The following is a 21,950-nucleotide window of genomic DNA, read 5'->3' on the forward strand; positions in this document are numbered from 1 at the left end:
CCTCCTCCGAACTGGAAAAACGACCTGACAAAGGTGAGGCGGCGATTCCCAACGTAAAACTCAGGCCGCGTGAATGTGTAGGACCGGTGTTCCGCGCCTCGCCCATCAACGGGAAACTCGGCCCAGGTGATGCCCGGATCAGTAGGCGTATGACCAGTGCTCTTCGTGGGGGGCATCGCTTAGACTGCACTCGTTGACCTGCGCTGATGGGGTCCGAATTACCGAGGAATGGGTCGGCGGTGGAGCGACGACCCCTCGGTTGTGTTCGTTGCCCGAAGGTAGGTTGAGAACGCATTCCGCACTTGTCATACATAAGAGCGTGCGGTTTCCGCTAAACACTGGCCCGCCGATGTAGTTGTGGAGTGCGCTGATGAGCGAGTTCGACGATCTGGTCCGGACGGTCACGACCGGGGTCCTGCGCGACATGCTTCCGCACGCGCCGGGCTTCGACGCACGGCTGACCTTCCTCGAACTCGGCTTCGACTCCCTGGCGGTGGTCGAGCTGCACGCGCGCCTGGTCGCGGCGACCGGGCTGGACCTGCCGGTGACCGTCGTCTACGACCACCCCACCCCCGCCGCGCTGGCCAGGCGTCTGGGTTCGGGTGACGAGCCGGAGGAGGTCGCGCCGCCGAGGGCCGTCGCACCGGGCGAGGACATCGCGATCGTCGGTGTCGGGTGCCGTTTCCCCGGTGGGGCGGAGTCCCCGGAGGAACTGTGGCGCGTGGTGGCCGAGGGCGTCGACGCGATCACCGGCTTCCCGACCGATCGCGGGTGGGACGTGGACGGGCTCTACGACCCGGACCCGGACAAGCCCGGCAAGACCTACGCGCGCGAGGGCGGATTCCTGCACAGCGCGGGCGAGTTCGACGCCGAGTTCTTCGGGATCTCGCCGCGTGAAGCCACCGCGATGGACCCGCAGCAGCGCCTGGTGCTCGAAGCGTCCTGGGAAGCCCTTGAGCGCGCGGGCATCGACCCGAACACCTTGCGCGGCAGTCGGTCCGGCGTGTTCGTCGGCGTTGAGCCGCAGGAGTACGGGCCCCGGTTGTTCGAAGCTCCCGAAGGCTTCGAAGGCCACCTGATGACCGGCAACGCGCCGAGCGTGGTGTCGGGGCGCATCGCCTACCTGTTCGGCCTGGAAGGTCCGACGTTCACCGTGGACACCGCGTGCTCCGGCTCGCTGGTCGCACTGCACGTGGCGGCTCAGTCGCTGCGGTCGGGGGAGTGCGACCTCGCGCTGGCGGGTGGCGTCGCGGTGATGGGCAGCCCTGGCACGTTCACCGCGTTCTCGCGCCAGCGGGGCCTGGCGCAGGACGGGCGCTGCAAGTCCTTCGCCGCCTCGGCAGACGGCACCGGGTGGGGCGAGGGCGTCGGAATCCTTGTGGTGGAACGGCTTTCCGATGCTGTCCGCAACGGGCACCAGGTGCTCGCGATCGTGCGGGGCTCGGCGATCAACTCCGACGGCGCGTCGAACGGGCTGACCGCGCCGAACGGGCTCGCGCAGCAGCGGGTCATCCGCGACGCGCTCGCCAGCGGTGGACTGTCCACATCGGACGTCGACGCCGTTGAGGCGCACGGCACCGGGACGCGGCTCGGCGATCCCATCGAGGCGCAGGCGCTGCTCGCGACCTACGGCAGGGATCGTGACGAACCGCTGTACCTGGGGTCGATCAAGTCCAACATCGGGCACGCGCAGGCCGCCGCGGGTGCCGCGGGCGTGATCAAGATGATCATGGCGATCCGGCACGGGGTGCTGCCGAAGTCGCTCAACATCGACTCGCCGACGCCGCAGGTGGACTGGTCGACGGGGTCGGTCTCCCTCTTGACGGAAGCCGTCACGTGGCCCGCGGTACAGCGTCCGCGCCGGGCCGCGGTGTCGTCGTTCGGCATCTCCGGCACCAACGCGCACGTGATCATCGAGCAGCCTCCGGCGGTCCACGAGGTTGCCGAGCCGGAGGGCGCGCTGCGTGCGCGGCTCACTCCGACCGCGTGGGTGATCTCGGGCAAGACCGCCGAGGCGCTCGACGCGCAGGCGGAGCGGCTTCAGTCCTTTGTGGACGAGAACATCCAGCTCCGGCCATCCGACGTCGGGTTGTCGCTGGCCACCACTCGCGCGGCACTCGACCACCGTGCCGTGGTGATCGGTTCTGGGCGGGACGAGCTGCTGGCCGGGCTCGCCGAGCCGACCGTGCGGGGCGTGGTCTCGCCGGGCAAGCTCGCGTTCCTGTTCACCGGGCAGGGTTCGCAGCGCTGGGCGATGGGCTTGGACCTGTACGAGCGGTTCCCGGTGTTCGCCGACGCCATCGACGAGGCGTGCGGCTACCTCGACATTCAGCTCGATCTTCCGCTGCTCGACGTGATGTTCGCCGAAGAAGGTGACTCCGAGGCCGAACTGCTGAACCAGACGGCTTTTGCGCAGCCCGCGTTGTTCGCGCTTGAGGTGGCGTTGTACCGGCTGCTGGAGTCGTGGGGTGTGCGGCCGGACTTCGTGGCCGGGCACTCCATCGGCGAGATCGCGGCCGCGCACATCGCCGGCGTGCTGAACCTGGAGGACGCCGCGACGCTCGTCGCCGCGCGCGGGCGGCTGATGCAGGCCCTGCCCGCCGGTGGGGCGATGGTGTCGTTGCGGGCCACGGAGGAAGAGGCTCGCGAACTCCTCGCCGGGCACGAGCTCGCGGGGATCGCGGCGGTCAACGGGCCGACGTCCGTTGTGATCTCCGGTGCCGAGGACGTGGTCGTCGGGATCGGCGAGGCGTGGAAGGGGAAGTCGAAGCGGCTCACCGTCAGCCACGCCTTCCACTCGCCGCTGATGGAGCCGATGCTGCGCGAGTTCGGCGAACTGGCCGCGCTGCTGAAGTACTCCGAGCCGACGATCCCGTTCGTCTCGACCGTGACCGGGCAGCTGGTCGGCGCGGAACTGAGTTCCCCGGAGTACTGGGTCCAGCACGTCAGCGCCGCTGTGCGCTTCCACGACGGCGTGCAGACCCTGGAATCAGCTGGGGTCACGACCTGTCTGGAACTCGGCCCCGACGGCGTGCTCACCGCGATGGCCCAGGAGAGCGTGTCGGGCTCGGACGTCGTGTTCCGCTCGGCGCTGCGCAGGGACCGGCCGGAGGAGCCGGAGGTGCTGGCCGCGCTCGCGCAGCTGCACGTCCGGGGCGTTGACGTCGACTGGGCGGCGTTCTTCCCGGCCGACGCGCGCAAGGTCGATCTGCCGACCTACGCCTTCCAGCACCAGCACTTCTGGCTCAAGGGCTCGGCCGTGACCGGTGACCTCGCGTCGCTCGGGCTCGGCGCCGCTGATCACCCGATGCTCGGCGCGGCGGTTCCGCTGGTCGACGTGGACGGATACGCGCTCACGGGCCGGCTCTCGCTGGCGACGCACCCCTGGCTGGCGGACCACGTGGTACTGGACCGCGTCGTGGTACCCGGTACCGCTCTGGTCGAGCTGGCCGTGCGCGCGGCCGACGAGGCCGGGTGCGCGCAGGTGGAGGAGCTGACGCTCCAGGCGCCACTGACCCTGCCGGAATCCGGTTCCGTGCAGGTGCAGGTGTGGGTGGGGCCGCCGGACTCGACCGGTCGGCGCGCGCTCAGCATCCACTCGCGGCACGAGGACTGGGTTCAGCACGCGTCGGGAACCCTTGCCGTGCAAGCGGGAGAGCCCTCGTTCGCGCCGTCGCAGTGGCCGCCCGCCGGTGCCAAGGCCGTGTCGTTGGACGGCGTGTACGAGGAGCTGGCCGCCACCGGACTGACCTACGGGCCGCTGTTCCAGGGACTGCGTTCCGTGTGGGCTCAGGGCAACGACGTGTACGCCGAGGTCGCTGTGGAAGGCGATTCGGAGTTCGGGCTGCACCCGGCATTGTTGGACTCCGCGCTGCACGCGATGGGGCTCGGCGGGGTCGGCGAGGACAACGGTCAGGCGCGGCTGCCGTTCGCGTGGTCCGGAGTGACGCTGCACGCGACTGGGGCGACCGCCCTGCGCGTGAAGCTGACGTCGGACGGCGCCGACGAGGTCTCGCTGCACGCGGTTGACGCGAGCGGCGCGCCGGTGATCACCGTGGAGTCGTTGGTGTCGCGGGCGGTCACCGCCGAGCAGCTTCGGGCGAGCGATCCGTTGTACGGCGTGGACTGGGTTCCGGTCGCGGCTCCGGGCGAGGCCGTGGAGTGGACCGCGCTCGACTCGGTCGGCGACTCGGCGCTTGCGGTCGTGGTGTTGCAGAGTGACGACGTCAACCACGTTCTGCTTGCTGTGCAAAAGTTCCTGGCTGACTCGAAGTTCGCGGAATCGAAGCTCGTCGTGGTTGCCGAGAGCGCTGACCTCGGCGGCGCGGCGGTGTGGGGCCTGATCCGTTCGGCGCAGTCGGAGAACCCGGACCGATTCGTGCTCGTCGACGGTCCGCTGGAGGACATCGGCCGCGCGGTCGGGACCGGTGAGCCTCAGGTCGTCGTGCGCGACGGCTCGCTGTTCGCGCCCCGGTTGGTGAAGGTCGTGGCGCGGGGCGAGCAGCCGGTGCTCGACGGCACGGTGCTGATCACCGGTGGCACGGGCGGCCTGGGAGGCTTGCTGGCCAAGCACTTGGTGGTCAAGCACGGCGTGACCAACCTGGTGCTGACGAGCCGTCGCGGTGGTGCGGCGCCGGGTGCGGCGGATCTCAAGGCTTCGCTTGCCGCGCTCGGGGCTGACGTCACGATCGCCGCGTGCGACGCGGCTGACCGCGGCGCGCTGGAGTCCGTGGTGGACGCGATCCCGGCGGACAAGCCGCTCGTCGGTGTCGTGCACGCCGCCGGTGTTCTTGACGACGGCCTGATCACCTCGCTGACCGCTGAGCAGGTTGAGAAGGTGATGCGCGCCAAGGCGGACGCCGCGTGGCACCTGCACGAGCTGACGCGTGAACTCGATCTTTCGATGTTCGTGCTGTTCTCCTCGACGGCTGGCCTGTTCGAGGGCGCTGGGCAGGGGAACTACGCCGCTGCCAACGCCTACCTCGACGCGCTCGCCGTTCAGCGGCGCGGCGAGGGGCTGCCCGCGCACTCCCTCGTGTGGGGCCTGTGGGCCTCCGGCATGGGCGGCCAGCTCGCTCAGTCCGATGTGGACCGTGCGGCGCGCCAGGGCTTCGGCGCACTGTCCGAAGAGGACGGTCTCGCCCTGTTCGACGCGGCTGTTGCTGGTGATCGCGCCGTCACGGTCACGATGAAGCTCGACACCGCCGCGTTGCAGGCGCACGCGCGGCACGGCTCGGTGCCTTCGTTGCTGCGCGGCCTGGTCCGGACTTCGACGCGGAGGGTCGCGCAGGGTGACAGCGGTGATTCCCCGTTGGCGCAGCGGCTCGCTGGCCTGTCGACGGCCGACCAGGATCGTGCGCTGCTCGACCTCGTGCGGACTCAGGTCGCTTCGGTACTGGGGCACGCGACGACCGAGGCCATCGAGCCGGAGCGGGCGTTCACCGACCTCGGCTTCGACTCGCTGACCGCCGTTGAGCTGCGCAACCGGCTCAACAGCGCGACCGGGCTGCGGCTTCCGGCGACGCTGGTCTTCGACTACCCGGCGCCCGCGACGCTCGCCGCGTTCATCCGTTCCGAGCTGGTGGGGGACACGGCGGTCGCGGAGACGGTCACGGCGGCTGTCGGGCTGGACGAGCCGATCGCGATCGTGGGCATGGCGTGCCGGTACCCGGGCGGCGTGAACTCGCCGGAGGACCTGTGGAACCTCGTCGCGAACAGCACTGACGGCATTTCCGGCTTCCCGACCAATCGCGGATGGGATCTGGGAACGCTGTTCCACCCGGACCCGGACCACCGTGGTACCTCGTACGCCGACCAGGGCGGGTTCCTGCACGACGCCGATGCCTTCGACGCGGAGTTCTTCGGGATCTCACCGCGCGAGGCGATCGCGATGGACTCGCAGCAGCGCCTGTTGCTGGAGGTGTCGTGGGAGTCGTTGGAGCGCGCGGGGATCGACCCGATGTCGCTCAAGGGCAGCAGCACCGGAGTCTTCGCCGGGATCATGTACTACGACTACGCGCACGGCCTCAGCTCGATCCCCGAAGAGGTGGAGGGCTACGTCGGCACGGGCACCTCGGCGAGCGTGCTCTCCGGTCGCGTCGCGTACAGCTTCGGGCTCGAAGGACCGGCGGTCACCGTGGACACCGCTTGCTCGTCTTCCTTGGTAGCCATGCACATCGCGTCGCAGGCGCTGCGGTCGGGAGAGTGCTCGCTGGCGCTGGCCGGTGGGGTGACGGTGATGTCCACGCCGGAGACCTTCGTGGACTTCTCCCGCCAGCGCGGGCTCGCCGCTGACGGGCGGAGCAAGTCCTTCGCCGCGGCGGCAGACGGGACCAGCTGGTCCGAGGGCGTTGGCATGGTGGTGCTGGAGCGCCTGTCGGACGCTGTCCGAAATGGACACCAGGTGCTGGCGGTGGTGCGGGGTTCGGCGATCAACCAGGACGGTGCGTCGAACGGTCTGACCGCGCCGAACGGTCCTTCGCAGCAGCGGGTGATCCGCCAGGCCCTGGCCAACGCCGGGTTGGGACCGTCCGATGTGGACGCTGTGGAGGCGCACGGCACCGGGACCCGGCTGGGCGATCCGATCGAGGCGCAGGCACTGCTCGCGACCTACGGCCAGGACCGCTTCGAGGACAAGCCGTTGTGGCTCGGCTCGATCAAGTCCAACATCGGCCACACGCAGGCCGCCGCCGGTGTCGCGGGCGTGATCAAGATGGTGCACGCGATGCGCAACGGCCTGCTCCCGCAGAGCCTGCACGTGGACGCGCCGACCCCGCACGTCGACTGGTCAGCGGGCGCGGTCTCCCTCTTGACGGAAGCCGTCGAGTGGCCCGCGGTACAGCGTCCGCGCCGGGCCGCGGTGTCGTCGTTCGGCATCTCCGGTACCAACGCGCACCTCATTCTGGAGCAGGGTCCTTCCGTCCCGCCGGTGGAGACGCCGGTCCCGGCCGTCACGCCGTGGGTGCTCTCCGGCAAGACCGAGGAGGCCGTGCAAGCTCAGGCCCGGAGGCTCCGGGAGGCTTCGGGCAACCTCGCCGACATCGGCTTTTCGCTGGCCACGGCACGGGCAGCGCTGGACGTGCGCGCCGGGGTCGTGGGCTCTACCCGCGAGGAACTGCTTGCGGCGCTCGACGTTCTGGCGTCTGGCGGGTCTGCGCCGAATGTTGTGCGCGGGTCTGCGGTGACGGGGCGGCTGGCGCTGCTGTTCACCGGTCAGGGCTCTCAGCGGCTCGGCATGGGAGACCAGCTGTACGCGGCCTTCCCGGTGTTCGCTGCCGCGTATGACGAGGTGCGGTCGCTGCTGCCCCCGGCCTCCGGGGATGTGGACCAGACCGGGAACGCGCAGCCTGCGATCTTCGCGCTTGAGGTGGCTCTGTACCGGTTGGTGGAGTCGTGGGGTGTGCGGCCGGACTACCTGGTCGGGCATTCGATCGGTGAGTTGGCCGCCGCGCACGTGGCCGGGGTGTTCTCGTTGGCGGACGCGGCGCGGTTGGTGTCCGCTCGTGGTCGGTTGATGCAGGCCTTGCCCAGCGGTGGAGCCATGATCGCGATCCAGGCGACCGAGGACGAGGTTCGCGCCGCACTGGTCGACGGTGTGGACATCGCCGCGATCAACGGGCCGACGTCCGTGGTGATCTCGGGTGTCGAAGAGGCCGCGCTGGTGGTCGAGGCGCAGTTCCACGACCGCAAGACGAAGCAGCTGGTCGTGTCGCACGCCTTCCACTCGTCGCTGATGGACGACATGCTCGCGGACTTCCGCGCGGTGGCCGAGTCGATCTCGTACGGCGAGCCCACGATTCCCTTGGTGTCCAACGTGACCGGTGCGCTCGGGGAGCCGGTGTCGAATCCGGAGTACTGGGTGCGGCACGTGCGGGACGCGGTGCGTTTCGCCGACAGCATCGCGACCCTGGCCGCCGAAGGCGTCACGAAGTTCGTGGAGATCGGCCCGGACGGCGTCCTCTCCGCGATGGGCGCGGAATGCGCTGACGGCCTCTTCGTGCCGGTGCTGCGCCGCAACCGCGATGAGGAGATCACCGCGACGGCCGCGCTGGCGCAGCTGCACGCGGCGGGAGTCGGTATCAACTGGAACGCGGTGTTCCCCGGAGCGCAGCGTGTCGACCTGCCTACTTACGCCTTCCAGCACGGGCGCTACTGGCTCCGCGCGGCTGGCCCCGGCGGGGACGCGACGGGCCTCGGGCTCGCGTCGGCCGATCACCCGCTGCTCGGCGCGGCGGTCGCTCTCGCGGACTCGGACGCGTTCGTGTTCACCGGGCGGTTGTCCCTGTCCACCCACGGCTGGCTCGCGGATCACGCTGTCATGGGCCAGGTGCTCGTGCCCGGCGCTGGACTGATCGAGCTCGCGGTGCGCGCGGCGGACGAGGCGGGGTGCGGGACCGTTGAGGAGCTGATGCTCCAGGCGCCGCTCGTCCTGCCGGAATCCGGTGCCATTCAGGTCCAGGTGCACATCGGGTCGGCGGACGACGACGGTCGGCGGAGCGTCAACGTTCACTCCCGCAAGCAGGACGGCGTTGGCTGGACGCTGCACGCCAAGGGAACGGTCGTGCCGGGCGGTGCCGCGCCGGAGTTCGACTTCGCGACATGGCCGCCCGCCGGCGCTGAGGCGATTGGCGTCGAGGACCAGTACGAAACGCTCGCCGAGACCGGGCTCGTGTACGGGCCGACGTTCCAGGGGCTGCGCGCGGCGTGGCGGCACGGTAAGGACGTGTACGCCGAGGTCGCGCTCGGTGAGGGCGACGGCTCGAAGTACGGGCTGCACCCCGCGTTGCTCGACGCGTCGTTGCACGCGATCGGGATCGGCGAGGACACGCCCGCGTCGCTGCCGTTCTCGTGGAGCGGGGTCACGCTGCACGCCTCCGGAGCGAGCGAGCTGCGCGTGCGGCTTTCCATGCGGGACAACGGTTCTGTGGCCATCGCGCTGGCCGACGGCACTGGCGCGCCGGTCATGACGGTCGATGAGCTGGCGTTGCGCGAGGTGTCGGCGGAGCAGCTGAAGACGGAGTCGGACCAGCTGTTCCGGCCGGAGTGGGTTCCGGTCGAGCTGGGCGAAGACGTCGAATGGGTTGCTCACGGCGAGGGCGAGGCGCCCTACGTGGTGCTCTCGATCGAGCAGGCGGACGGCGACGTGCCCTCGGCGGCCCGCACGGTGTCCCACCAGGTACTGGATGTCGTGCAGGGGTGGACCTCGGAGGATTCGAAGCTCGTGGTGCACACCAAGCCCGGTGATCTCGCGGCGTCGACCGCGTGGGGGCTCGTGCGCACCGCGCAGCAGGAGAACCCCGGTCGCTTCGTGCTGGTCGAGGGCGACAGCGAACTCCTGGGCAAGGCGCTCGGCACGGGTGAGTCGCAGATCGTGGTTCGGGACGGCACCGCGTACGGGTTGAGACTGGTGCCCGCGAAGGACGACCGCGTGCTGCCCCCGGTGGGGACCGAGGCGTGGCGCTTGGGCATCTCGGGCAAGGGAACTCTGGACCACTTGGTACTGGAGCCCAACCCCGGGGTACTGGAACCCCTCGCACCCGGCGATGTCCGGATCGGCGTCCGCGCGGCCGGGCTGAACTTCCGGGACGTGCTCACGGTCCTGGGCATGTACCCCGGTGACGCGGGGATCATCGGCAACGAGGCGGCGGGCGTGGTGCTGGACGTGGGCGCCGACGTCACCGACCTCAAGCCGGGTGATCGGGTGATGGGCCTGGTGATCGGCGGTATCGCACCGGTCGCGGACGCCGATCGCCGCCTGGTGACGCGGATTCCGCAGGGCTGGGGCTTCGAGGAGGCGTCAGCGGTCCCGCTGGTGTTCCTCACCGCCTACTACGGCCTGCGAGACCTCGGGCGGTTGCGGGCTGGGGAGTCGGTGCTGATCCACGCCGCGGCCGGTGGTGTGGGCATGGCGGCGACCCAGATCGCGCGGCACCTGGGAGCGACGGTGTTCGGCACCGCGAGCCCGGGCAAGTGGGATGTGTTGCGGGATCAGGGGATCGAGCACATCGCGTCGTCCAGGACCTTGGAGTTCGAGGACTCCTTCCGGGCCGCGACGGGTGGCAGTGGCGTTGACGTGGTGCTCGACGCGCTCGCGGGTGAGTTCGTGGACGCGTCGCTGCGGCTGGTCGCCGAGGGCGGCCGGTTCGTGGAGATGGGCAAGACCGATGTCCGCTCGGCGGACTCCGTACCCGGCGGTATCGAGTACCACGCGTTCGACCTGATCGACGCGGGCCCGGAGCGCATCGGCGAGATGTGGGCCGAGCTGGACGCGCTGTTCGCTCAGGGTGCGCTGAAGCCCCTGCCCACCAAGGCGTGGGACGTGCGGCAGGCGCCCGAGGCGTTCCGGTTCATCAGCCAGGCCAAGCACATCGGCAAGGTCGTGCTGACTCTGCCGCGCGCGGTCGACCCCGCGGACGCGGTCTTGATCACCGGCGGTACCGGCGGGCTCGGCGGAGTGCTTGCCCGGCATCTGGTGCAGCACGGCGCCCGAAACTTGGTGCTGACCAGCCGTCGCGGTCTGGAGGCCCCAGGCGCGGCCGCCTTGTCGGCGGAGTTGAGCGACATGGGCGCGCAGGTGCGGGTCGTGGCGTGCGACGTGGCCGACCGGGACGCTGTCGCGGATCTGCTCAGCGAGATTCCGCGACTGGGCTCGGTCATCCACACGGCGGGCGTGCTCGATGACGGGCTGTTGGCGTCGCTGAACCCGGAGCGCATGGACAAGGTACTGCGGCCCAAGGTGGACGCGGCGTGGCACCTGCACGAGCTGACCCGCGACCGCGACCTGGCGCAGTTCGTGCTGTTCTCCTCGATCACCGGGCTGATGGGCACGGCGGGCCAAGCGAACTACGGCGCGGCCAACGCCTTCCTGAACGCGCTCGCCGAACACCGCCGTGCGCAAGGGCTTTCCGCGCAGTCGCAGGCCTGGGGCCTGTGGGCGGGTGGCATGGGCGCCGGGCTGACCGACGCCGACCTGGCGCGGATGGCTCGCGAAGGCTTCGGCGCGCTGACCGAGGACGAGGGCATGGCGCTCTTCGACGCCGCCGTCGCCACCGGTGAAACCGTCGCGGCGCCGGTGAAGCTGGACCGAGCCGCGTTGCAGACCTACGCGCGGGACAACGACCTGGCGCAGATCCTGCACGGGCTCGTGCGGGCTCCGGCGCGGCGCGCGGCGAAGTCGGGGGAGGACAAGGCGTCCTCGCTCGCGCAGCGCCTGACCGGGCTCACTCCTGGTGAGCAGGAAGGGATTCTGCTCGACGTGGTGCGCTCGCACGCGGCGGCGGTGCTCGGGCACAGCGGTGCTTCGGCGATCGACGCCGAGCAGGCGTTCACCGAGCTGGGCTTCGACTCGCTGACCTCGGTGGAGCTGCGCAACCGGCTCACCAACGCGACCGGAGTGCGGCTGTCGGCGACGGCTGTCTTCGACTACCCGACGGCGACGACGCTCGCGGCGCACCTGCGGGAGACCGTGGCGCCCGCGGCGACGACCACGCTGTCGGCGGCTTCCGTGCTGGCCGAGCTGGATCGCTTGGAAGCCAGCCTGGACGCCGTCGGCGCGGACGGCCGGCTGTCGATCACGTTGCGGCTCGAGGAACTGGTGTCGAAGTTCTCCGGCACCGGCGAGCAGGAGGCGAGCGGACTTGAGGACGCCTCCGCCGACGAGGTCGTGGACTTCCTGGAACGAGAACTCGGCATTTCCTGACGAGTGTGGGGTTGTGAGATGGCGGATCAAGACAAGCTCCTCGGGCTGCTGAAGAAGGTGACGGCGGACCTCCAGCAGACGCGGGCGCGCCTGCGGGAGGCCGAGTCGGGCGAGAACGAGCCGATCGCGATCATCGGGATGGGCTGCCGGTTCCCCGGCGGCGTCGACTCGCCCGAGGACCTGTGGGACCTGGTCGACTCCGGTCGCGAGGGCATCACCGGGTTCCCGGACGACCGCGGCTGGGACCTCGACGGCCTGTTCCACCCCGACCCCGGCAACCCCGGAACCTCGTACGCGAGCACGGGCGGGTTCGTGCACACGGCCGCGCGGTTCGACCCGGAGTTCTTCGGGATCAGCCCGCGCGAAGCGCTGGCGATGGACCCGCAGCAGCGTCTGCTGCTGGAGGTCTCGTGGGAGGCCATGGAGCGCGCGGGCATCGACCCCTTGTCGCTCAAGGGTTCTGCCACGGGTGTCTACGCGGGCGTCGCTTCGCAGGAGTACGGTCCGCGCCTGCACGAGCCCGCCGAAGGCGTTGAGGGCTACCTGCTCACCGGCACCACGTGCTCCGTCCACTCTGGACGCGTCGCGTACTCGTTCGGTTTCGAGGGGCCCGCGGTTTCAGTTGACACCGCGTGCTCCTCGTCGCTCGTGGCACTGCACTGGGCCGTTCAGGCACTGCGTGCGGGCGAGTGCTCGATGGCGCTCGCGGGCGGTGCCAACATCATGGGCGCGCCGGGCATCTTCGTGGAGTTCTCGCGCCAGCGCGGGCTTTCCCCGGACGGCCGCTGCAAGTCCTTCGCGGCCTCCGCCGACGGCACCGGGTGGTCCGAGGGCGTCGGCATGATCCTCATCGAGAAGCTGTCCGACGCCGTCCGGAACGGACACGAGGTGCTTGCCGTCATCCGGGGCACCGCGATCAACCAGGACGGCGCCTCCAACGGCCTCACCGCGCCCAACGGCCCCTCACAGCAGCGGGTCATCCTCGCGGCTCTGGAGAACGCTCGACTGTCCACAAGGGACGTTGATGTCGTCGAGGCGCACGGCACCGGCACCGTGCTCGGCGACCCGATCGAGGCGCAGGCCCTGATCAACACCTACGGTCAGGACCGCTCGGAGCCGCTGTGGCTCGGCTCGTTGAAGTCCAACATCGGGCACGCCCAGGCCGCTGCCGGCATCGGTGGCGTGATCAAGATGGTGCAGGCGCTGCGCGTTGGTCGGCTGCCGAAGTCGCTGCACGTCACTGAGCCGACTCCACACGTGGACTGGAGCGCGGGCGCGGTCTCGCTGCTGACTGAGGCGCGCGACTGGCCTGAGGTTGATCGTCCGCGCCGGGCCGCCGTGTCGTCCTTCGGGATCTCCGGCACCAATGCGCACGTAGTCCTTGAACAGGCTCCGGCGGTGGAGGTGCAGGAGGCTCCGCGTGAGTTCACCTCGCCGATTCCGTGGCTGCTGTCCGCGAAGACCGAGGAGGCGTTGCAGGCTCAGGCTTCGCAGCTGCTGTCCGCTGTGTCCGCGCACCCGGTCGACGTCGGCGTGTCGCTCGCGGTCGGTCGCGCTGCGCTGGACGTTCGCGCTGCGATCGTCGGATCATCGCGGGAGGAGCTGCTGGCCGGGCTGACCTCGCTGGCTTCGCAGGTGTCCGGTCAGGGTCGCGCCACCAAGGGCAAGACGGCGTTCCTGTTCACGGGGCAGGGTGCTCAGCGGCTCGGGATGGGGCGCGAGTTGCACGCGGCGTTCCCCGTGTTCGCTGCCGCGTACGACGAAGTGCTTGCCTTGCTCCCTCCGCTTTCTGAGGATTTGGATCAGACGGGGAACGCTCAGCCCGCGATCTTCGCGTTCGAGGTCGCGCTGTACCGGCTCGTGGAGTCCTGGGGTGTGCGCCCGGACTTCCTCGCCGGGCATTCGATCGGTGAGCTGGCCGCCGCGCACGTCGCTGGTGTGTGGTCGCTGGAGGACGCGGCTCGGATCGTCGCCGCTCGTGGTCGTTTGATGCAGGCTTTGCCCAGTGGTGGCGCCATGATCGCGATTCAGGCCACTGAGGACGAGGTTCGGGCTGCCCTGGTCGATGGTGCCGATATCGCGGCGATCAACGGGCCGACGTCCGTGGTGATCTCCGGTGTCGAAGACGCAGTGCTGGCGGTTGCCGCTCAGTTCAAGGATCGCAAGACCAAAAGGCTCTCGGTATCGCACGCGTTCCACTCGGGCTTGATGGACGGGATGCTGGCTGAGTTCGGTGAGGTCGTCGCGTCGGCGGTTGCGTCAGCACCGTCCGTTCCGATCGTCTCGACGCTGACCGGCAAGACGGCCTCCGCCGCTGAACTGTCCTCTGTGGACTACTGGGTGCGGCATGTCCGCGAATCCGTTCGGTTCGCAGATGCGGTGCGGACGCTGCATTCCTTCGGGGTCAGCAAGTTCGTCGAAGTCGGTCCGGACGGCGTGCTCAGCGCGGCCGGAGCGGAGTGCGTGGACGAGGGCACCTTCGTCGCGCTGTCCCGCCGCGACCGCGACGAGGCGCACACGCTCGTCACGGCGATCTCGCGCTACCACGTGGCCGGCGGCAAGGTCGACTGGGCGAAGGTGTTCGAGCCGACCAATGCGCGGCGCGTCGACCTGCCGACTTACGCCTTCCAACACCAGCACTTCTGGCTCAACGGCCCGAGCGGCACCGCTGACGTGGCCGCCGCTGGCCTGACCGCCACCAAGCACCCGATGCTCGGCGCGACGATCTCCCTGGCGGACGGGGACGGCTTCCTGTTCACCGGGCGGTTGTCGCTCAGCTCGCACGCGTGGCTCGGCGATCACGTGGTGATGGACTCGGTGATCGTGCCGGGCACCGCGCTGGTGGAGCTGGCGATCCGCGCGGGTGATGAGGTCGGGTGCGGCGTCGTCGAAGAGCTGACGCTGCACGCTCCGCTGGTGCTCGCGACCGCGACGATGGTCCAGGTGGCGGTCGGTGGCGCTGACGGGTCCGGCCGGCGTTCGGTGTCGATCTACTCATCACGCTCCGAGGACCAGTGGGCACTGCATGCCTCCGGCGTGCTTGCCGTGCAAGGAACTCCGGCCGCGTTCGACTTCGCGATCTGGCCGCCTGCTGACGCTTCGGCTGTGTCGCTGGACGGCGCCTACGACCGCCTTGCCGAGGCCGGACTGCGCTATGGGCCGCTGTTCCAGGGGCTGCGCGCCGCGTGGACGCGTGGCGAGGAGGTCTTCGCCGAGGTCTCGTTGCCCGCGGAGGACGGCGACAAGTTCGGGATTCACCCGGCGTTGTTGGACGCCGCGCTGCACGCCACCGGCCTCGGTGAGAACGCGAGCGCGTCGCTGCCGTTCTCGTGGAGCGGCGTGACCCTGCACGCGGCGGGTGCCACCGCGCTGCGTGTGCACTTGGTACCAGTCGGGACTGAGGCCGTCTCCTTGACCGCCGTTGATCCGACCGGCGCTCCGGTGATCTCGGTGGACTCTCTCGCGTTGCGAGCGGTTTCCGCCGAGCAGGTGCAGGCCGCGGCGCTGGAGCAGGACTCGCTGTTCCGCTTGGACTGGGTCCCTGTTGGAACGCCGTCCCCCGTGGCTGGTTTCCAGGTGCACGAGGTCTCGCCCGGCTCGGGTGACGTCGTCGCCGACGCGCATGCGATCACCACAAGTGTGCTCGCTGCTGTGCAGGAGTTCCTTGCGGAGGAGACCGACGCCAAGCTCGTCGTGCTCACCGACGGAGCGGCTGGCCCGGATGTGCACGACCTTGCCGCCGCGGCTGTGTGGGGTCTGGTTCGTTCGGCGCAGTCGGAGAACCCGGGCCGCATCGTGCTGGTGGACGGGCCGCTCGCGGAAGTCGGCGCCGCCGTGGCAACGGGCGAGAGCCAGGTCGTCGTCTGCGACGGCAAGCTGTTCGTGCCGCGCTTGGTCCGTGGTGTCGCTGCCGCTCCGGCGGAGTGGGATGCCGAGGGCACGGTGCTGATCACCGGCGGCACTGGTGGGCTCGGTGCGCTGTTGGCTCGGCACCTGGTGGTCGAGCGCGGAGTGACGAGCTTGGTGCTGACCAGTCGTCGCGGTGCGGAGGCGCCTGGGGCTGCTTCGTTGATCGCGGAGTTGACCGAACTCGGTGCTTCAGTGCGGGCTGAAGCGTGCGATGTGTCGTCTCGCGACGCTGTCGCGGCTCTGTTGAGCGGAATTCCGAACCTGACGGGCGTGATCCACGCGGCCGGAGTGCTCGACGACGGCGTGGTGTCCGCGTTGACTCCGGAGCGCGTGGACGGGGTGTTCCGGCCAAAGGTCGACGCGGCATGGCACCTGCACTCGCTGACGGAGAACTTGCGGCACTTCGTGCTGTTCTCGTCGGCCGCCGGTGTGCTCGGCGCGCCTGGCCAGGGCAACTACGCTGCGGCGAACTCGTTCCTGGACGCCCTCGCGCGGCACCGCCGTTCTCAGGGCCTGGCCGCCAGTTCCGTTGCGTGGGGCCTGTGGCAGCAGGACAGCGGCATGAGCGGCGAGCTGTCGCAGGACGAACTCGCGCGCATGCGGCGGGATGGCTTCGGCGCGCTCACGCCAGAGGAAGGGCTGGAGCTCTTCGACATCGCGCTGGCCCAGGACGACGCGTTCCTCGCGGCGGTCAAGCTCGACATCCCGTCGCTGACGTCCTTTGCCCGCACGGGTTCCGTGCCGCAGGTGCTGCGCGGCCTCGTGCGGGTCCCCGTGCGCCGGACCGCGAACGCCGCCGAAGCCGCTGGGCTGCGCGAACGGCTGGTGTCGTTGTCCGCGGCCGAGCAGGACCGCGCGCTGGTGGAGCTGGTCCGCGGTCAGGTCGCTCAGGTGCTCGGGCACGCCGGTGGTGGGGCGATCGAGCCGGAGCGGGCGTTCACCGACCTCGGGTTCGACTCGCTGACCGCCGTGGAGCTGCGCAACGGGCTCACCGCCGCCAGCGGTCTGCGGCTGCCCGCGACGCTGATCTTCGACTACCCGACGCCGCTCGACCTGGCCCGGCACGTCCGCGCGGAACTGCTCGGCGAGCTGGCCGAGGTGACCGCGACCGCCGCCGTCGGCTCCGACGAGCCGATCGCGATCGTGGGCATGGGCTGCCGTTATCCCGGTGGCGTAAGCACTCCGGAACAGCTGTGGGAGCTGGTCGCCTCCGGTGGCGACGGCATCACCTTCTTCCCCGACAACCGCGGGTGGGACCTGGAAGGGCTCTACCACCCCGATCCCGAGCACTCCGGCACCTCCTACAGCCGTGAGGGCGGGTTCCTGCTCGACGCCGCCGAGTTCGACCCGGAGTTCTTCGGGATCTCGCCGCGCGAGGCCCTGGCCATGGACCCGCAGCAGCGGTTGCTGTTGGAGGTCTCGTGGGAAGCCGTTGAGCGCGCCGGGATCGACCCGGTCTCGTTGAAGGGCTCGGACACCGGGGTCTTCGCGGGTGTCATGTACTACGACTACGGGTCCCACGTGGACTCAGTTCCAGAAGAGCTTGAAGCCTTCATGGGCACGGGTACCTCGGGCAGCGTCACCTCGGGCCGGATCGCCTACACGTTCGGCTTCGAAGGGCCCGCGGTCTCAGTTGATACTGCGTGCTCCTCGTCGCTGGTGGCACTGCACTGGGCCGCCCAAGCTCTGCGCAGCGGTGAGTGCTCGCTGGCCCTTGCCGGTGGTGTGACCGTCATGCCGACCGCGGAGTCCTTCGTGGCCTTCTCGCGGCAGCGCGGGCTCGCGCCGGATGGGCGGTGCAAGCCGTTCTCCTCGTCGGCCGATGGCACCACGTGGTCGGAAGGCGTCGGCATGCTCGTGCTGGAGCGCCTGTCCGACGCTGTCCGAAACGGACACCAGGTGCACGCGGTCGTTCGTGGCTCGGCGATCAACCAGGATGGTGCCTCGAACGGCCTGACCGCGCCGAACGGTCCTTCGCAGCAGCGGGTGATCCGTCAGGCACTGGCCAACGCCGGTCTCGCTTCCGACGAGGTCGACGCGGTGGAGGCGCACGGCACCGGCACGGTGCTGGGCGATCCGATCGAGGCGCAGGCGCTCCTCAACACCTATGGCCAGGAGCGTTCGGAGCCGTTGTGGCTCGGCTCGCTGAAGTCCAACATCGGTCACGCGCAGGCGGCGGCCGGTGTCGGCGGGATCATCAAGATGGTGCAGGCGATGCGGCACGGCGTGCTGCCGAAGTCACTGCACATCGAGGAGCCGACCGCGCACGTGGACTGGTCGGCGGGCGCGGTGTCGCTGCTGACCGAGTCCATCGAGTGGCCCGTGGTATCGCGTCCGCGTCGGGCCGCGGTGTCATCTTTTGGGATCTCCGGTACCAACGCGCACGTGATCCTGGAGCAGGGGCCCGCACAGGAGACCTCGGAGGTCGACGGCGCGCCGCTGTGGGTGCTGTCGGGCAAGACACCGGACGCGCTGCGGGCTCAGGCCGGGCGGCTGCACGCCTGGGCTTCGGCGAATCCCGAGGTCGACCCGGCGTTCTCGCTCGCGACTGGGCGGGCGGCGCTGGAGCACCGGGCGGCAGTCGTGGCCACGGATCGCGCTGGTTTGCTCGCAGGGCTTGAAGAACTCGCGCTCACCGGGCAGACCAACGGCGGTAAGACGGCGTTCCTGTTCACCGGTGGTGGCGCGCAGTACCTCGGCATGGGCCGCGAGCTGTGCGAGCAGTACCCGGTGTTCGCCGCGGCTTTCGACGCGGTGACCCAGGAGTTCGACAAGCACCTCGCGGAGCCGTTGCGCGAGGTGATGTTCGGCGAGCCGGAGTTGTTGGACCGCATCGACTACATGCTGCCCGCGCTGTTCACCATCGAGGTGTCGCTGTTCCGGCTGCTCGAATCGTGGGGGATCACCCCGGACTTCGTCGCCGGGCACTCCATCGGCGAGTTCGGCGCGGCGCACGTCGCGGGACTGTGGTCCTTGGAGGACGCAGTTCGGGTTGTGTCGGTACGCGGTCGCTTGATGAACTCGATGCCACCGGGCGGGGCGATGGTCGCGATCCAAGCCTCCGAGGAGGAGGTGCTGCCGGAGCTCACCGGCACGGTCGGGATCGCGGCGCTCAACGGCCCCCTGTCGACGGTGATCTCCGGTGACGAGGAGACCGCGCTGCGCATCGCCGCCGGCTTCAAGGAGCGCGGTCGCAAGGCGAAGAAGCTCGTGGTCAGCCAGGCTTCGCACTCGGCGTTGATGGACGGCCTGCTCGGCGAGTTCGGCGAGGCCACCGCGAGCCTGACCTACAACGAGCCGCGCATCCCGATCGTCTCCACGCTCACCGGCAAGCCCGCGACGCTGGCCGACGTCGGCGACCCCGCGTACTGGGTGCGCCACATCCGGCAGCCAGTCCGGCTCTTCGACGCCGTGCGGGTGCTGGAGTCCGAGGGCGTGACGAAGTTCGTGGAGATCGGCCCGAACGCCGTGCTCACCGCCGCCGCCCAGGACTGCGTCGAGAACCCGGACAACGCGGTGTTCGTCCCCTTGGTGCGCAAGGACCAGGACGAGTCGCTGGCCGTGCTGCGCGCCCTCGCTCAGCTGCACGTCGTGGGGGCGAAGGTCGACTGGACGGCGTTCTTCCCGAAGGGCTCGCAGCTCGTCGACCTGCCGACGTACGCGTTCCAGAACCGCTCGTACTGGCTGATGCAGGGCACGGGCAGCGCGGACGTGACGGCTGCTGGCCTCATTTCCGCTGGTCACCCGCTCCTCGGCGCTTCCGTTCCGTTGGCCGACGGTGACGGTGTGCTGTTCACCGGCCGGATCTCCTTGGCCACGCAGCCGTGGCTGCTGGACCACTCGGTGATGGGCACGGTGCTCGTGCCCGGGGCCGGGCTGGTTGAGCTGGCCATCCGCGCGGGCGATGAGGTTGGCTGCGGCATGGTGGAGGATCTGACGCTTCAGGCTCCACTGGTTGTTCCTGAGACCGGATCTGTTGTGGTGCAGGTGGTCGTCGGTGCCGACTCCGATGGACGTCGGGCGGTGTCGATCTACTCGCGGCGCGCTGAGGAGCCGTGGACGGTCAACGCCATCGGCACGCTGTCGGCTGCGGAGTCCACTGTGGACGTTGAGCCGTGGCCGTCCGGCGAGTCGGTGAACGTCGAGACGCTGTACGAAGACCTCGTGGGCTCGGGCTTCGGGTACGGGCCGCTGTTCCAGGGGATTCAGTCCGCGTGGAAGCACGGCGACGACGTGTACACCGAGCTGGCGCTGCCCGCCGACACCGACACCGGCTCGTTCGGCATCCACCCGGCGCTGTTGGACTCCGCACTGCACGGGATGTTCCTGCGGGACGACAACCCGGCTGGTACCGCGTTGCCGTTCGCGTGGTCGGGTGTGACGCTGCACGCCACCGGGGCGAGCACGTTGCGCGTCAAGCTCACGCCGACCGGCCCGGACTCCGCGCGACTCGTCGGCGTGGACGGCGGCGGGAACCCGGTGATCACCGTCGAGTCGATCGCGGTGCGCACGGTCTCCGCCGACCAGCTGCGCTCCGACAGCGACGCGCTGTTCCAGGTGGACTGGGTTCCAGTTGAGTCTTCGGGCAGCGCCTCGGGGTACGAGGTGCTGACTCTGGAGTCCACAAAGGACGATGTGATCGGCGAGACCTATCGGCTGACCCACGAGGTTCTCGCGGCCGCGCAGAAGCAGCTGGCTGAGGACTTGACGCTGGTGATCCACGTCGAGGAGGCGAACCTCGCCACGGCCGCCGTGTGGGGCCTCATCCGTTCGGCGCAGTCGGAGAACCCCGGTCGATTCGTGCTCTTCGAGGGGCCTGCACCGGAGATCGGCGCGGCCGTTGCGACGGGTGAACCGCAGGTGCGCGCCAGCGAAGGCAAGCTTTACGCGCCACGGCTCGCCAAGCCGCAGCCCGCAGGCGATCCGGTCACCTGGAACGCCGAGGGCACGACGCTGATCAGTGGTGGTACTGGAGACCTCGGGGCACTCGCGGCCCGGCATCTCGTTACGCAGCACGGGGTCAAGCAGCTCGTGCTGACCAGCCGTCGCGGGATCGATGCGCCAGGCGCGGTGGAACTCCGCTCCGAACTGACGGAACTCGGTGCCACTGTGCGGATCGAAGCGTGCGACACGGCCGATCGGGGCGCGCTTGAGGCTCTGCTGAGCGGAATCGACGACCTGACCGCAGTGATCCACACGGCCGGTGTGCTGGACGACGGTGTGGTGTCCGCGTTGACGCCGGAACGGATCGATGGCGTGTTCCGGCCGAAGGTCGACGCGGCGTGGAACCTGCACGAGCTGACGGAGGGTTTGAGCCACTTCGTGATCTACTCCTCCGCTGCCGGTGTTCTCGGCGGCCCGGGGCAGGGCAATTACGCGGCGGCGAACTCGTTCCTCGACGCCCTGGTGCGGATGCGCCGGGACCAAGGGCTCGCAGGGCAGTCGCTGGCGTGGGGCCTGTGGGAGCAGGACGGTGGCATGGCCGGGGATCTGGGCAGCCACAACGTGGACAGGATGAGCCGCGACGGTTTCGGGGCGCTGAGCCACGCCGAGGGCATGGGCGTCTTCGACGCCGCCGTCGCGCTGGACCGGCCGCTGTTCGTGCCGATCAAGCTCGACCGCACGGCACTGCGCGCCGGTTCGGTGCCCGCGATCTTGCGCGGCCTGGTGCGTGCCCCGGCGCGCCGGGCCGCGCAGGCCGCCGTCGCCGAGACCGTCTCGCTGGCGCAGCGGCTCGCGTCGATGCCGGTGCTGGAGCGGGCCGAGGCGGTGCTGGACGTGGTCCGCGCCCAGGTCGCCGCGGTGCTCGGGCACGGCTCCGGCGCGGAGGTCGACCCCGACCGCCCGTTCACCGAGCTGGGCTTCGACTCGCTGACCTCGGTGGAACTGCGGAACCGGCTCAACACGGCCACATCGCTGCGCCTGGCGGCCACGGCGGTGTTCGACCACCCGACGCCGCAGGCCATGGCCGAGCACCTGAAGCCGTTGCTGCTGCCCGTTGAGCCGGAGCCGGTGGAGGTCGACGAGAAGGCCGTCCGCGCGGCGCTGGCGAAGGTCTCGATCGAGGACTTCCGCAAGGCCGGGGTGCTCGACGCCCTGGTGCGCCTCGCGGCTTCCGCGGGGCCGGAGAGCGCCGACGTGGAAGCCATCGACGAGATGGACGTCAGCGACCTCGTGCAGCGCGCCATGGCATCGGCGAAAAGCACCTGATACGCGGCAAAAGCCCAGTTCAGCAACTGTCTATGCGTTCTCCTACTAGTGCGTGCGACATCCGCTTCAATGGTTGACCGCACACCGCGACTGCCCATCCAATGGTTCTGGGACAAGAACTTTGGGTGGGCAG

At 69.9% G+C, this 21,950-nt stretch carries 2 protein-coding genes; both read left to right on the plus strand.

The window, feature by feature from the left end:
• Positions 1-355: 355 nt before the first annotated feature.
• A complete protein-coding gene (locus tag CCN37_RS23425) occupies positions 356-11,698 on the plus strand; it encodes an SDR family NAD(P)-dependent oxidoreductase (protein ID WP_371504827.1) in 11,343 nt (3,780 codons plus the stop codon).
• A 3-nt stretch (positions 11,699-11,701) separates the two neighbouring features.
• Positions 11,702-21,817 (plus strand): SDR family NAD(P)-dependent oxidoreductase, encoded by a 10,116-nt coding sequence (locus CCN37_RS23430; RefSeq protein ID WP_371504828.1) that lies wholly within the window; start codon positions 11,702-11,704, stop codon positions 21,815-21,817.
• Positions 21,818-21,950 lie beyond the last annotated feature (133 nt).

The organism is Allokutzneria sp. NRRL B-24872 (genome assembly GCF_002155965.1).
Taxonomy (GTDB): domain Bacteria; phylum Actinomycetota; class Actinomycetes; order Mycobacteriales; family Pseudonocardiaceae; genus Allokutzneria.